The sequence below is a fragment of the Sphingobacterium multivorum genome, assembly GCF_039511225.1.
Lineage (GTDB): Bacteria > Bacteroidota > Bacteroidia > Sphingobacteriales > Sphingobacteriaceae > Sphingobacterium.
This window is the reverse complement of sequence record NZ_CP154261.1, coordinates 809,082-824,846: the sequence shown is the minus strand read 5'-3', so window position 1 is coordinate 824,846 and position 15,765 is coordinate 809,082. Positions and strand designations below refer to the sequence as shown.

Here is a 15,765-nt window from a genome sequence, read left to right as displayed (position 1 = left end):
AGTATTCTTTACTTAAGGATATTGTCGTTCTGCGGCACGTCCGACGACATCCATCCGGTGTTTCATCAGTTGATTTTGATCATTATCCAATACGGAGCTTAGCCATTTTGGTTTCTCCAGTCCCTTTTCCCATTCCGTCAGTTTATGCAGCATCTCCTTTACACGCTCAGGATATTTCGCGGCCAGATTGTGCTGCTCCCGAAGATCATCCTTAAGATTGAATAACAAAATCGGATCATCTTTAACCACAATCAGCTTCCACTCTTTATGTCGTACAGCACGTGCAATCCCCCGGCGCCAAAATAAATAGTCGTGCCCATTTTTCACATCCTTATAGGAAGATAGCAAACTGATGCCATCGATTTGCTGCCTAGGGATTTTCTTACCTTTTATTGCGTCGATGCTCGTGGGTAAAATATCCATACCCGATACCATGGCATCGGATGTTATCCCTTTCGGTAGTTTGGCTGGCCATTGCATAATAAGGGGAACCCGAATTCCACCTTCCCATTTTGATCCCTTTAAACCACGCAATTGCCCATTGTCTGCACCATTATTTGTTGCCGCACCATTATCATTCATAAAAATGATTAAGGTGTTTTCATAAAGTCCTTCTTGCTTTAAATGGTTGACCAGACGTCCAATATTTTCATCCATATTGTCCAACATAGCCAGATAAGCCCGTCGCAATGGATCGGCTACATTTTTATACTTTTCAATGGTCTTCAGGGGTGCTTCGACGGGTGTATGCACAGCATTGAATGCTAAATACATAAAAAAAGGCTGGCTTCTATACTGATGAACATACGAAATTGCTTTATCAGTCAATGTTTCTGTCAAATAACGAATCGAATCTTCGGGGACTACACGTTGATCGTCATAAAGCAGCTGCTTTGGCTTAACGGCTCCCTGGATTGGGAAGTAAGGACGGTCGCCGCCAATAAAACCATAGAAATGATCAAATCCACGTTTAAGCGGATTAAATTGTGGACCATCCCCCTGATGCCATTTGCCAATGGCCACAGTTTTATAGCCGTTATACTTCATAAAGTCGGCGATGGTGGCTACCTGTGTATCCATCCCGATGTCCTCTGGTGCGACACCCGCTGTTGGACGTTTGGAAATATTATGTTCAAAACCAAAACGCTGTTGATATCGGCCAGAAAGTAATCCCGCGCGAGAAGGAGCGCACACCGAAGCTGAGGCATAGGCCGACTGAAAACGCACCCCATTTTGTGCAAGTGCATCAATATTTGGGGTGTAGACCTCCTTGCCGCCGTAACAACCAAAATCATCATAACCTCCATCGTCGCTCAAGATGACAATAACGTTAGGATGTTGCTGCCCAAATACAGGAATCCCAAACGTAAAGAGTATATTCACAAGGGTTAATATACTATAGCACGTAAATCGGTAGAACATAACATTAGATTTATCCTTAAATGTATCGTTAAATGTATAGGATTTTTTGTTAAAAAACCGCAAACGATTTCGTTAGACTATTATTAGAAGATTAAAAATAAAGGTCAGTGATGAAAACAGCTGAAAAAAAATTGGTCGGTACACTTGCGCATTTTTTGGTCAGTGATTCCGATAGCACTGCATTAAGGTCATTTTTGTCTTCATTGACCTATCATCCCAGTACCATTAGAACCGAACTCGTTCAATTGTTAAGCAAATGGCAGGATAAAGAGGATGGCTTAATAATTCCTACGGAGGACCTCTGGATGGATTTCAAGCAACTTGCGGAGAGCAATCCCGATCTCGGCGTGGCTGTGATTGATGGCTGTAACATCAACGATATTGCAAGTTTTTACGAAGAAATCAATGCCGTCTACATGTCCAGCGAAAGCTGGAAGATAGGAAGCCTGGATGGCTTTGACGACTTGCTCTACGGTGGATTTGGAACCTTTAAAGACGCTACTTCACATTGTATTGTTTGGAAGGATATTGCACAAAGCAGGGCATCATTGGGCATCGAAACAACTTTGACCTATTATCAGGGAAAGCTTGGCGCACAATCACCATTCAATCAAACGCATTTTCAAAAGAAACTAGATGAGCTAAAAGCTGGCCGTGGAGAAACCTATTTTGACATTGTTGCCGATATCATCCGATCGCACCGCAAAGTAACCTGGATTTACACGGGGTATCCTCAGAACAAATCGGTATATTTAAAATAACTAAACTTAACATATGAAGCATCTTATCCGCCTAGTTTTCCTGCTCCTATTCTTCCAACAAGTTGCACAGGCCAGTGAGCGACTTAAAGTTGCTGTTGCGGGGCTCAACCATGACCACGTGTTCTTGCTTTTAAATTTATATAAGGATAAAAAAGTCGATATTATCGGTATTGCTGAACCGAATCAAACCTTATCAAACAAAATCCGAACGCAGTATAATTTACCTGACGCAATCTTCTATCATGACTTGCCCAGTTTATTGAAACATATCAAGCCGGACGCGGTGCTGGCCTACAATCCAACCAATGAGCATATCGACGTCGCAGAGACCTGTCTCCCGCTCAAGATCCCTGTCATGGTAGAAAAGCCTCTTGCGACGACTCTTTCTGACGCAAAACGTATTGCATTTTTGTCCAAACAGTTCGAAACGCCCTTTTTGGTGAATTACGAAACGACCTGGTATAAAAGCAATCAACAACTGAAGCAGCTGGTCGACAAGGATGAAATTGGAAAAATCACACGTATACTTGTAAAAGACGGGCACGAAGGACCAAAAGAAATCGGCTGTAGCAATTACTTCCTTGACTGGCTTACTGACCCGAAAAAAAACGGCGGCGGTGCAATTATGGATTTTGGCTGTTATGGCGCCAATCTGATGACCTGGCTCAAAAATGGAGAAAGGCCAATTTCGGTGACGGCCTTTACACAACAGCTCAAACCCGAGGTTTATCCAAAGGTAGACGACAATGCCACCATCATACTGAGCTACCGTGACGGCAGCACGGGCATTATTCAAGCTTCTTGGGCTTGGCCATACAGTGTTAAAGATCTGCAGGTATTTGGCACAAAAGCTCAGCTCTACGCCAAAAATGATAAAGAGCTCTTCAAATACAAACAACAGAATGATCCACCTACGAATGTACCGACTACGGTCTCCTATTTTGAGAACCATATTGCCTATCTGGAACAGGTCCTGAAAGATGCCCTGGTGCCAGAAAATGATCTTGGATCGATCCACAATAATGTCACTGTAGTCGAAATCCTGGAAGCGGCAAAACGCTCGGCTAAAGAAGGGAAGTCCATTTTATTAAAATAAAAAAGATCTGTAGCGTACACCGCTACAGATCTTTTTCATGCCCTGCCGCTAGGCGGTAAGCAAAGCCGATCCGCTCAGTTAATAGGCGAGCAGCCGACCATTTAGTCGGCTAAGGATCCAAGGGTTCATCTGGATCGATTGTATAGGCCTCTTCTTTTGCCTTGAACTCGATGATCACATCTGAAATTCGTTTACCCAATGTATAGGGAATATACCCCAATTCACGCATGCAACGATCGCCCATCTTTTCCACCGCATCAATGTGCACTTTACTACTGTTAACGATGGCGTATTTATCTTTTGGAAAACCATAATTTAACAGGATACGTGCGGTATTTCGCAAATTTGTGGTCGTATGTCTCGCGTGCGGATCAATCAATATTGCCGCTTCGGGTACTCCCATAACCTCAATCAGATACTTTTTCATTTCTATTGCCTCAATAAAGTGCGTCTTATAGGGATGTACTTTACCGCCAGACAGTACAATAAAAGGAGCCAATTTTTCAAAGTAGCTTCGGGCTGCCATCCGCGCACGTAACATTCCACCAGGACTAATAGGCTGTCCATACAGCTCGGGGCCCGCACCTAAGGTCAGCAACAGACTATAAGGATAGCTGGCAAAGTCGGTATTTTTGACCGCTTCGTAAGCTTTCTTGTTTTCGAGTTCAATCAGCGGCTCAAGTTGTGCTGCGTCCCATCGCTCATTAATTTCCAACAAGCGTACTGCAGTCATCATGGTCATAAAAAATGCCATTTTAGGGGTCGGAATATCTTTGCGGATGTCTTGGCGAACATCGTCCAAAAGGTGAAGGTAGGCCGCAGTTCTTACATCGAAAGAGATCGAATCTATCTTGGGGTAATTGGGACTTTCGCCACCCGCATAGACGTCCACTACATAATTCATTGCCTTTAAATCCTGTTTCAAGGCTTTCGTAAAATAGGCCTTTGCTGTTTCATGATGCAAGACACCATAGGTCATTGATGGAATAAGACTTGCCTGAACAAGCTGGTCCAACTTCTTGTTATGACCAAGTTGCTCCGCCAGCTGCTCTGCCAACAGGTCGATTTCGTTATCCTGCCATTTGAAGGCATTCAAATAGCACATGAGATCGGCGCAACTAGCGCTGTTGTTAAACCGTTCGAACCGTTTTTCCAATACCTGTGCTATCGCCTTGGAGCTGACGAGCTCCTGTATAAGGGCAGAATCTTTTAAAAGCAAATAGGATGCATAATAATTCTTCTTGATCAGCCAATCCTGTGGGCCATTAGGCATATTGTTTACCTGACCTTTGGAAATATGCATACAGCATATTCCCAAGACAAGTAACAAGATTTTTCTGATATTCTTTATCATATCCATTCGATAACAGATTAATAACCCGGATTTTGATACATACGTGTCGGATCCAGCTTATATTCGTCAAAAGGAATTGGATAGTATCGATCTTTTGTCGAAATATTGGAGATTTTAGCATTTCCGTAATCAGCCTGGCTTTTCGTTTTGAAATAAGTCACCAGTTCCTGTGCATTGTAATTACGGATGAGATCAAACCAACGTTGGTTTTCAAATGCCAGTTCCACACGGCGTTCATGCAATATAGCCTCCTTTAAAGTTGGATATTTACTGCGATAAGCCGTATTTAACATGGAAGCAGCATAGGAAGGCAATCCGGCACGTTCACGTACTTGATCTAACAGCGCGATAGCTTCCGCATCCTTACCCAGATGATACTTGGCCTCGGCCAACAACAGCATCACATCCGCGTAACGGATCAAGATCCAGTCGTTTCCGCCCCAACCATTGGTACCGGCAGCGTCACTGTTATCCCTAAATTTGGTTACAAACCAATCGTTAACCTGGGTATTTGTTGCAAACTTCACAGAGAAATCTTTTCGGATATCGCTTTGCTCGTAATCTTTAACCAAATCTAGTTTTGCCACTTCACCAGCACCGGTCGAGTTATAGCGTGAATTGATGGTTTCTCCCCGTGCTTGATAATTACGGGCAATACTTGAGCTATAGTTTTGGTCTCCCTGTTTATACTGAATCTGAAAAACGAGTTCTTTACAGCTATTTTTCTTGGTCACATCGAAAACATCCGCATAGGGGATTTCGTTCAGTTTACCAAAAGTTCGCATTTGGTAGGCCGCATTGAGGTACTGTTCTGCTTTCGCAAAATTTTCCGCATTACCTGATGTCTGCGTTGCACCCAAAGTTAAGTATACCTGTCCCAAAATTGCATTGATGGCCGATTTAGATGCTCTGCCAATAACGTAATCTTTTTGCGTATTGGGAAGATTGCTGGACAATGCCTCCGTCAGATCTTTAATGATCTGTTCGTACACAATCGACTCTTTCTGTCGAAAAGCCAATTCATTTGCTTGTTCTTTACTGGTCACCTGTACGGTAGATAATGGAATATCTCCGAATTTACGTACCAGATGGAAATATAATAATGCACGAACGAATTTCACTTCCGCAATATAACGTCCTTTTAATTCAGCACTTGTAAAAGTCACATCGTCGACATGTGAAAGAACCACATTACAGCGGCTGATTGCTGCGTACATAGCCGACCAATGTGTCTTGAGATAGGTATTACTTGGCAGCAACGAAAAGTCATTGAATTGAAAAGGCTCCCCGGCATTGGATTGGTTATCATTACGCCCACTATTATCCGAACGTTCCTCGTTATACAACGTGCTGGATTCCCCGATCGTGCTTCCCGAACGAAGTGATTGATAGAGGCCGTTGACAGCCAAAAGGACATCATTTTCCGACTTGAAGTAATCATCGATTGTGACGGCATTGGGGTTTTTCTGATTTAAAAAATCTTTGGTACATGAAGACAATGCCAACAAAACAAAGGGTAATATATATCTTTTTTTCATCCTGTTATTTTTTTATTTTTCATCAGCCTACGTAACTGCAAAGCGCAGTTCGTAGGACTAGTTTTACAATACTAGAGCTATCAAAACGGAGGTTTCCTTGAAATTCCCACGCACAATAGCTCCTTGATCCTGCTATTAGAACGTTACTTTCACACCAAGGTTATACGACCGCACCAATGGATAAAGCCCATAATCCACACCTGGAGTTAAGTTGCCGCGTTGATTATAATCCGGTTCTGGATTGTAGCCTTTGTATTTAGAAATCGTAAATGGATTGTCCACTGTAGCGTAGACCCTTACACCAGAAAGTGTTAGTTTTTCTGCTAGGCTCTTGGGAAGATTGTAACCCAAAGCAATATTTGTCATACGCAGGAATGAACCGTCCTGCAGGTAAAAATCGGAAAGACGTGTACTGTTACTTTGCGTACCGCCACGCGATGCACGGTATACTTTACCATTTCCCGGATTTTGAGCCGAACGGTAGCGTTGTGCGACATCCGCATATTGATTGCCGGAACCTTCCATATTATAGAGGTAATAATCATAGCCATCCAGCACTTTATTCCCTTGGGAGCCATTAAATGATGCGCGTAGATCAAATGCCTTATAGCGTGCGTTGACGGCAAAGCCATAGGTGAAATTAGGATGCGGATTGCCGATCACACGTTTATCGGCATCATTGACGATACCATTGCCGTCAACATCTTCAAAATAAAGATCTCCAGGTTGTAGCGGAGTTGTTGAAGCAGCGGAAGGTGCGACAGTTTTATAGTTTTCCTCCGTGGCAACACCCAAAACTTTAAAGCCGTAGAACATACCAATCGGACTTCCTTCTTGTGTAATATGCGTTAAGTAGGAGCGTTCAGCACCATTCGTCAAGATGGTAGAAGCCCCACCAAGATCGAGCACTTTATTTCTGTTGACATTGATATTCCCACTGAATCCTAATTCAAATTCATTTTTGCGAATCAGTGTGGCATCAACCTGCACATCAAAACCTTTGTTCTGCACCTTCGAATTTGGCAGATTGGTCAAGATTGTTGTTGATCCGGATACAGCGGAGAGTGGCTGATTGAATAATAAATTGAAGGAACGGCTCAGGTAGAAGTTGGTCATAATGTTGAGTCGTCCTTTTAACAAACCGAGATCCACGCCAGCGTTGTATTGCGAGGTTGATTCCCAACCCAATTTTGGATCGAACAGATCACCTGCTGTATAGGAAGTCTCCACTTTATCACCAAGAATAACTCCTGCTGGCGAGTTGATAACGGATAACGCGCGATAATCACCAATATTATTATTTCCACTACGTCCCCAGCTCGCTCTTAGTTTGACCGTTGACTGTTGTCCTAACCAATCCGTATAAAACTCCTCCTTGGAGAGGGTCCAACCACCTGAAACCGATGGGAAGGTTCCCCATTTATTATTTGGCCCGAAACGTGATGATCCATCGGTACGAATGGAAGCTGAAAGGAAATATTTGGAATCAAAGCTATAGCTTACACGGCTAAAATATGACTGGAGCGTTGTAATGCGTTTGAACGTATCGTCTTTTAGCAATTGGAAATTAGAAGGATCGGCTCCTTTATCTGTAATTTCCCCAATTGCATTATTATTAAAACCGTTGGCTCTCACACCTTGATAATCGTAATCTGTTCGTTGAGCCGAATAGCCCAATAAAGCGGATACCTGGTGTTTACCACCAAAAGTCTTGTTATAGTTTAACGTTGTTTCCAGCAATTTGTCCAATTCATTTTTTGTCTTGGCATCTGCATAGGCTGCAGATACCGCTTGCGGTGAAAACGGTTTGTTATTCCCATCAGAAAGACTTGTAGGACGGAAATAATCATACTTCTCGTCGTAAGTAGACAATCCACCGTTTATTTTCAGATTTAGGCCATCAATAATGGAAAAATCAGCAAAGGCATTGTATAACCCCCTTTTTCCACGACGATTGTTTTTAATCTCAGTGACATAGGCCAATGGGTTTTCAGGATTTTGGATACCGTAATTGTTCGCCGAAAGATCAGCCATCAGGTATTTGGCATAGGTTCCATCTTCGTTATAAACAGGGAGGGTAGGCAAATAAATTAACGCGGCCATTGATGGGCTTCTGTCGTAACGTCCTGTCGTCACCTCGTTGTTGTCATTATATGTAAATGAAACATTTGCACCAACGGTCAATCTCTTGCTGACTTTGCTATCGATATTGGCGCGGAAATTAAAGACCTTTTGATCCGTCCCGAGCATGATCCCTTGTTGATTCTGATAAGATCCACTTAGGAAATAGCGATTTTTTTCGTTACCGCCATAGGTTGATAGATTATGACGTTGAAAAGGTGCATTACGGTATAAGGCATCTTGCCAATCCGTATCATATTTTGCTTTTTTTGCCATACCAGATGCGAAGTCATAGTAGTCTTCAGGAATACTCACCGAGCCGGCATTTCCAACATTAGCAATACGCGTTTTATTATCATCAAAGCGTCTACTATCGCTCCAGGCAATCCCTTTCGTAGCCAAAAGGTCTTTATACGAATTGTTACGACCATCAATCAGGAGATCAATAAACTGTTCCGAATTTAAAACATCGATTTTCTTGGAAAGCTGACCGAAACCACCCAATACTTCGTAGTCCACATTACTCTTACCTTCCTTGCCACGCTTGGTTGTAATCAATACAACACCGCCAGCACCACGAGATCCATAGATCGCTGCAGAAGCGGCGTCCTTTAACACATCGATAGACTCAATATCATTGGGGTTGATATTTAAATTGTTTCCTGCTGGATATCCATCAATAACGTACAATGGATCCGAACCAGCATTGATCGATCCCATTCCGCGGACGCGCATTTTGGTCCCATCGTATGGAGCGCCACTTGTCTGCATCACCTGTACACCTGCTACTTTACCAACCAATGCCTGGGATAATTTTGGTGCGCTCAGATTGAGTTCTTCCGCCTTAACGCTAGCGATTGCGCCAGTGACATCCGACTTTCTGATCCGCTGATAACCGATTGAGATGGTCACTTCTTCCAATGTGTTTTCATCGGTCTTTAGAGAAAAGATCTGCCCATTGGATTGGCTGACAGCTTGCACGAGTCTGCCATATCCAATAAAGGAAATACTCAGGTTATCGCCCATTTCAGCTTCGATCTGGAAATTTCCCCTCTCGTCAGACTGAACAGATTTTTTACTTTTCAAATTTTGAACGGTTGCTCCTGCGATTGCGTTTCCTTGGGCGTCTAGGACACGGCCTTTGACGATCCCCTGTGCATACGTAAATTGCGAGGTGGTTAGTGTGAACGGTTTGGCTTGAACAGCGGGTGAGCTCGCTGCAATGGTACATAACAACCAAAAGACATTGTTGGCTTTAAATTTCATAAGTAGCGCATTTGATTTATGGGTACAAGATTACAAATGCTATATGAAGGTAGGGTCAACAAAACATTAACAGTTTTTAACTAAACCGGGTTAGCAAACTGACGAGACTTAACAAAAAGGTAATATTAAAAAGGCGGCTGTGTACTCAGCCGCCGTGCAAAATTGCTATAAATATATTGAAAAAGTGCTTTGGTAATCGTATGGACTAACGCGTTTTCTTGAACGTATAGATCTCTGTAAATTTTCCCCGACGTCCCGAAGGCTGGACAAGATAATACGTCACATGTATGGTTTTCGTTGCTGGGTCATAATAGTTATTTGCCGTATTGTCGATCTCGCCATACCGTCCACTACTATTGGAACCCTGTCCATAATAGTTGGTCACTGCTGTGACCTTATTTGTTGCATTGTCGAACGTGAATATTGGGCTCCAATTGCCGAAATAAGAATTTGATCCCCCCGCGTTAAAATAATAGGAATGTGGAGAACTACCGTTATTGAAGGTTGTATAATTAATTTCAGTGGTATTACCTGTGAGCGTAACCAGATTTGCGGTCTGTGGATAAATTCCTTTAAAGGCAGCATTGACATAGTCCTGGTAGGTTCCTGTGATCTCATAAACACCATCGTATTTATTCTTTATCGATACAGCATAGATCCCTTCGGCATAATTTCCGCTGATCTTTCCACCTGTCGCGGTCTGTATCTGGATGCCAAGCGCATAGGACTTGGTAAAATCGGTGGCTGTAAAACGCGGAGGATAAATTTTAACATTTAAAACAGCTTCTTTTGCCCCTTTGGGTATAGTAACATCATAGGTGTCGACGGCATATAAACGCGTAGGTAATGCTTCGTATTTAGATTGCCAGGCCAGGTTGTATTTATCAACAGAGCTGTCATTTATTTTCAAGGTTAGCTTCAGGTCTTCTGGGGCACCTTGTGAACCTGTCAACTGAACTTTTACAGGAAGGGTCACCACGTCAAGGGCTTCAAAAACAGTTGTTACCGCACGGGCAATTGCCGTACTGCTTGTCCGTGCAGGAAGTACAAGCTGCACAATGCCTGAGCTTCCACCATCTTCAAAGACACCTTTTTCTTTTACACAGCCCCAGAGCGCCATACTCAAGGTGACCGCTGTCAGGCCTAATACTGATTTTTTATTTATTTTCATTGATTTTCAAGCTTTAGTTGATGATGTTGATCAATTGATATCCCAAAAGATTGGATCCGAAAATCCATTCGTCAATTTGGGAACGTTCACATTTAAATTTATTTCAGTCTGTGGATAAAGATTTCGTATTGGAAGTTTATCCGCGCGGGACGAACCCGATTGGACCGATGCAAATGTTTCCGTGGCAACTTGCGAACCATTGACAATTTTTGGATATCCTGTGCGGCGAAATTCGTTCCAGGCCTCATGACCATGGAAAAAATTCAAGGCAATATATTTCTGCGTGATGATAGCCTCCAACCGTTGTGCGGTTGTGGCGGCCAAAGCATAGTTGACAAGATAATTTGTACTATTTTCTGTTTTATAATTCGCAGCATCAGTTGCAGGCACCTGTCCTGTTGCCAATGCATTGGTCGCATTCTTTTCCAGATAAGTAAATGAAGCTAAAATACCTTTTTCAAAATTGGTTGATGCCGAACCACTAAGCTCGTGCCCATATAAGGCCGCCTCGGCTAGTAAGAAATACGTTTCCGAAGCAAGAAATATTGGCAAACCTGCGGTACGTCCTTTCAATACACCTAGGGCATCTGCACTTCCTGTTCCAACATACCACACATAGTCATCAGAATTGGGGTTATTGACTTCGTCGCCAAGCTGACCGATGGATGTATTGGGAAAATTTCGGAACGTAAGTTTGCCACGTTTCTCATCGGTTATTTTACGACCGTCATAGAACGTAAACAGGTATTTAGAAGGCACATAATAATTGGCGGCCGTTGAAATTGAACCAGCAGTTGAGCTATGAAAACTTGCAAACAAAGGGTTCTGTGTTGCCGTGGCCTGATATCCGGGATCGACGAGTACATCATCGATCAGAAATCCATCCGTCGAGAACTTACTAAAAGCCGATTGGACAAAGCTGTCAATAGAAGTACCCCTTGCTCGCACCAAAAGACGCAGCTTAAGGTTGTTGGCAAACTTAATCCAGTTGTCCAAGTTACCAGCAAACACCGGATCGGTCTTTTTCGTTAGACTTCGGTAACTTAGATCACCCTTATACTGCTTAATATCCGCAATAACCGCATCGAGTTCGGTAACCAATTCCTGATAAACGACTGCATCATCGTCAAACTTGGGCGCCAAGTTGTTATCCCCCTGCAGCGCTTCTGTGTAAGGTACATCCCCGTAGGCATCGACGAGCAGCTGATAATTGAACACTTTAAAAATGCGCGCTATATCACCAAAGAATTTATACTCGGGGCTTTTTTGTGTGTAGTTGATAATAAATTGGTAATCGCGAAGATTGTTGAACACATTATTCCACAATCCCACATTGGTATTGGATGTGATGTTATACGTGTACGTATCTCCATACCCGCCAATCCCGCCACCGGGAAGCTGATATCCCACCAAAAAGGCTCCATATGAATGATAACTAACGATATTGGATGCCGTGGCAGCAATCGCCTGGGTCAATACCAGGTCGGGTGTTATTGTTGCTTCGGTTGCCGCATTGGGATTTTCATTGATATCCAATTGTGAGCAAGAAGATAGTGCAATGATGATCCCCAGGGACAATATATTTTTCAAATGTAATTTTTTCATTGAGAATAAGTATATGATTGTTCACTAGTTAAAAAGTAAGTGATAGTGTAGCCCCAAAATAGCGTGTCGGTGGAGTCTGTCCTGTTGTCGAGACCCCTATTGCATTGTTATCATTGGCACTGTAATCAGGGTCGGTATATTCGTTGGACTTAGGGGCAAATAACAATAGGTTGCGCCCTTGGATGCTGACTGAAGCAGCTTTCACCCCTTTTAAGCGCGAAATGATATGCTGCGGTAAGCGGTAGGAAAGCGAGGCCTCGCGCCACTTCCAATAATTTCCAGAAATCACATAATTGCTGTACACACCCCTGTTATATGTACCCGAAGTCCAAAATCCAGCTCCACCATCTGAAACTGTAATATGATCGTTGGCCACATATTGACCACTTGTGGCATCTAAATAAGAAGAGTTTGGAAAGACAAACTGCTCCCGGTTGTAGTAGGCACTTCGAGCCGATGAACCGCCAAAATCAAGCGTACTACCGAGGTCTATAGCGGCAAATTTGTATCCACCGCGATATTCAAAAAGGGTGCTGAAAGAGAAATCCTTCCAACGTAAAGACAGATCAAGACCCAAGCGGTGACGTGGTGTGGTATTGCCAAGTATTTTGCTTTCAGAAGCCACGGAAGGGTAACCCGTATTTACGTCGACAATGACACGGCCCTGCTCATCACGGGCATAATCTGAAACAATAATCTGATTCAGCTCGTAGCCCTTCTGTGCATAGATCACACTACTTCCATTAATGGAAATACGATCTAGTCCAGGGTAAAGATCCTGTAAGATATTTTTATTGTGCGTATAGTTTCCCCCAACCGTTAGCTGAAAGTCTCTGCTACGAATAGGCGTGATATGTAGAGCGGTTTCAATCCCCTCGTTTGTGACTTTACCCGTATTGACATAAAATTGAGAATAGCCGGATGAAATCGCTATCCCGGCAGGGATAGCCTGTCCTGTTGTTCCGGTATGATAGTACGTGATATTTGCATCAATGCGGTTATCCCACAACCTAAAATCGGTACCAAACTCTACCCCTGTTGTAATCTCCGGTTTTAAATTAGATGAAATAATCCGGCTTCCCTGAGAAAAGAAAGTTCCGCTACTATATCCTGTAACTGAGGAGAAGGTAGGTACCAGCGAGTAAGGATCCACGTTGACATAGCCAGTGCGCGACACACCTCCTCTCAACTTCCAGTAATTGACAATCGAGTTGTCTTTTAATTGCTTGAAGGCATCTGTTGGAATAAAAGACAGGTCTACAGAAGGGTAGAAATAAGACCTATTTGCTTTGCTGAGTACGGATGTCCAATCGTTACGGCCTGTAGCATGTAAGAAAAGATAATCCTTGTATCCAACCAGGAGATCACCCCATACCGCAAATGTACGCGCAAGTGTATTCGACTCGCTAGCGCCAGCTTCCCCGATTCGGTTGGACACGTTGTAAAGCCCCGGAATTTCAAGACCTGATGCCGAAACAGCCACCGATTTATACCGTCGGCTAATGGCAGTACCGGTCAGATTAAAATTGAAAGAGAAATCATTGACATCCTTTTTTATGCCTATCTGAAGATCATGGTTGATACGGGCACTGTTATATTCAGTATCCGAAACACCTCCCGCTAAATTGGTACGTCCAATGGTATTGACAGAATAGCTCGAGTATGTCTGTTTGGGTGAAACAGATTTTGAATCATACCATCGGTTGGAAATTGAGGGTCTATAGGTAAACTCCAACCAAGTTGTCGGACGATACTTCAGTTCAATTTTGGCCGTCAGATAGCTATTTTTTGTTTTCGATCGGTAATTATCCGCTGTCCAATACGGGTTTAAGTACCAAGGATTGTACCAGCCATCAGGTGTTGCAAAAGGATTATTGACATAGTCTTTGTAACTCAATAATGGAATGTTGGCTGGAGTCTGTGTTAACTGTGTATAAATGGAGCTTGTGGCTGAGGTAATATCATAAAAGTTCTCGACATAACTCGCTGAATAATCCAGGGTCAGATTGGGATAAAAAGCTCTTGTACCGTTCAAACGAAAAGAGATCCGATTGTATTTATCGCCCGGGGTTGTTCCTCTACCGGTAAGATATTGCCCGGCAATGTATTGAGAAGATTTATCATTTCCGGAGGAGATTGAAAGATCGGTTTGGTTATTGCGGCCGACATTCCAAAAATCAAAACGATCTTTGCGCGGAGAATATATGCCGTATTGCTGTTCACCATTTTCCAGCGGGTTACCAATCGCAACCGTAGACCCGTCGAAGGCCGGACCATACTGTTGGTTCTCTTCGGGGTTGTAGACCTGTGCACCCGAAGTGGATCCTGCGCCAAACTTATCCTGTAACTTCGGGAAGAAACTGATTTCTTCCAACGTAAAAGTATTACTCAAGTTGATCGCGGTACGTCCCGCCTGCCCCTTCTTTGTTGTAATGATAAGCACTCCATTGGATCCTTCGGCCCCATATGCTGCTGCACCGGCAGCGCCGTTTAAGACCTGTACATTCTCTACATCGGCGGGATTAATATTGTTGAGCAAATCGCTACTTACAACCGCATTGTCCAATACGATCAAAGCCGTATTGTCTCCTAATAAAGATCTGTTTCCTCTAAGCACCAACCTGTAGTTGGGATTTACGCCACTGCTGATCTGATTGATCTGTAATCCTGGGACCTTGCCCTGAAGTCCTCCGGAAATAGTCGGTGATTTTCCCTGGGTGAGGTTTTCGCCGGTAACCTGTGTGGTTGCATAGCCCTGCTCGCGTGGAGTTCGGAGAATTCCTCCTGCCGATACCACAACTTCATCCAAGACAGACTCCTCTTTCAGTAACACAATATCCAACGATGATCGTCCTTTTAAATCAATGTGACGGACCTGATAGCCTATGAAGCTAAATATCAGTTTTTCAGAAGCTGCGACATGGATGCTATATTGACCATCTCTACCTGTTTGTGTGGCTTCTTTTGTGTTCTCTACCCGGATAGAAACTCCAGCCAAAGGCGTGCCGTCCGCAGCAGACACAATACCGCTGACTTTACGAGCAGACTGTGCTTGAACATGAACGACAAAGAGGATCCCCAACAAAAAATAGATTAATTTTTGTTTCATTGTAATTTTCGATTAATAAAAGTGTAGCATGTCACACAGGGACAAAGCAATACCCTAGAGGCATTTGCTCGGCATCCCTTTTTGCGACAAAAAAGTAGAACAACATGAGGTAAACCCCATATCGTCAATGAATAAAATAGCGGGAGTAGTTGAGGCCTACATATATGGAATAGGCATGCACATTCGTGCTTGGGAAATATAGGCTGAGGTTAGCTGTTGTAGCATAAAAATCACTTTCCATTTTTCTTCAACAACAACGACCGTCGTTGAGGAAATATTTTTTTTACGGGATAAAATCGATAACTGTGTTTTCATAAATTCT

At 43.2% G+C, this 15,765-nt stretch carries 10 protein-coding genes; 2 read left to right on the top strand and 8 right to left on the bottom strand.

Features of this window, described 5'->3' with window-relative positions:
* Positions 1–12: 12 nt before the first annotated feature.
* Positions 13–1,383 carry a sulfatase-like hydrolase/transferase gene (locus AAH582_RS03360; RefSeq protein WP_343321214.1) on the bottom strand — a complete coding sequence of 457 codons (1,371 nt, stop codon included), beginning with the start codon at positions 1,381–1,383 and terminating at the stop codon, positions 13–15.
* A gap of 149 nt (positions 1,384–1,532) precedes the next feature.
* Here AAH582_RS03360 and AAH582_RS03355 point away from each other — a divergent pair, with 149 nt between their 5' ends.
* Together AAH582_RS03355 and AAH582_RS03350 are read left to right on the top strand one after the other, a co-directional pair.
* Positions 1,533–2,183: a hypothetical protein gene (locus AAH582_RS03355; RefSeq protein WP_343321213.1), complete on the top strand. Its 651-nt coding sequence runs from the start codon at positions 1,533–1,535 to the stop codon at positions 2,181–2,183.
* A gap of 13 nt (positions 2,184–2,196) precedes the next feature.
* Positions 2,197–3,279 (top strand): Gfo/Idh/MocA family protein, encoded by a 1,083-nt coding sequence (locus tag AAH582_RS03350; RefSeq protein WP_343321212.1) that lies wholly within the window; start codon positions 2,197–2,199, stop codon positions 3,277–3,279.
* Positions 3,280–3,388: 109 nt separating this feature from the next.
* Here the strand turns inward: AAH582_RS03350 and AAH582_RS03345 are convergent, their stop codons facing one another.
* The 7 genes from AAH582_RS03345 to AAH582_RS03315 all read right to left on the bottom strand — a co-directional run bounded on the left by AAH582_RS03345 (position 3,389) and on the right by AAH582_RS03315 (position 15,758).
* A complete protein-coding gene (locus AAH582_RS03345; RefSeq protein ID WP_343321211.1) occupies positions 3,389–4,639 on the bottom strand; it encodes a YdcF family protein in 1,251 nt (416 codons plus the stop codon).
* An 11-nt stretch (positions 4,640–4,650) separates the two neighbouring features.
* Positions 4,651–6,171, bottom strand: a complete 1,521-nt coding sequence (locus AAH582_RS03340; protein WP_343321210.1) for a RagB/SusD family nutrient uptake outer membrane protein — start codon at positions 6,169–6,171, stop codon at positions 4,651–4,653.
* Between the two features lie 135 nt (positions 6,172–6,306).
* Positions 6,307–9,558, bottom strand: a complete 3,252-nt coding sequence (locus tag AAH582_RS03335; RefSeq protein WP_343321209.1) for a SusC/RagA family TonB-linked outer membrane protein — start codon at positions 9,556–9,558, stop codon at positions 6,307–6,309.
* 205 nt (positions 9,559–9,763) lie between these two features.
* Positions 9,764–10,729 carry a DUF1735 domain-containing protein gene (locus AAH582_RS03330; protein ID WP_343321208.1) on the bottom strand — a complete coding sequence of 322 codons (966 nt, stop codon included), beginning with the start codon at positions 10,727–10,729 and terminating at the stop codon, positions 9,764–9,766.
* 30 nt (positions 10,730–10,759) lie between these two features.
* Positions 10,760–12,334: a SusD/RagB family nutrient-binding outer membrane lipoprotein gene (locus AAH582_RS03325; protein ID WP_343321207.1), complete on the bottom strand. Its 1,575-nt coding sequence runs from the start codon at positions 12,332–12,334 to the stop codon at positions 10,760–10,762.
* Positions 12,335–12,362: 28 nt separating this feature from the next.
* Positions 12,363–15,443, bottom strand: coding sequence for a SusC/RagA family TonB-linked outer membrane protein (locus AAH582_RS03320; protein WP_343321206.1), 3,081 nt, complete (start codon positions 15,441–15,443; stop codon positions 12,363–12,365).
* Positions 15,444–15,599: 156 nt separating this feature from the next.
* Positions 15,600–15,758 (bottom strand): hypothetical protein, encoded by a 159-nt coding sequence (locus AAH582_RS03315; RefSeq protein ID WP_156167645.1) that lies wholly within the window; start codon positions 15,756–15,758, stop codon positions 15,600–15,602.
* Between the last annotated feature and the right edge of the window lie 7 nt (positions 15,759–15,765).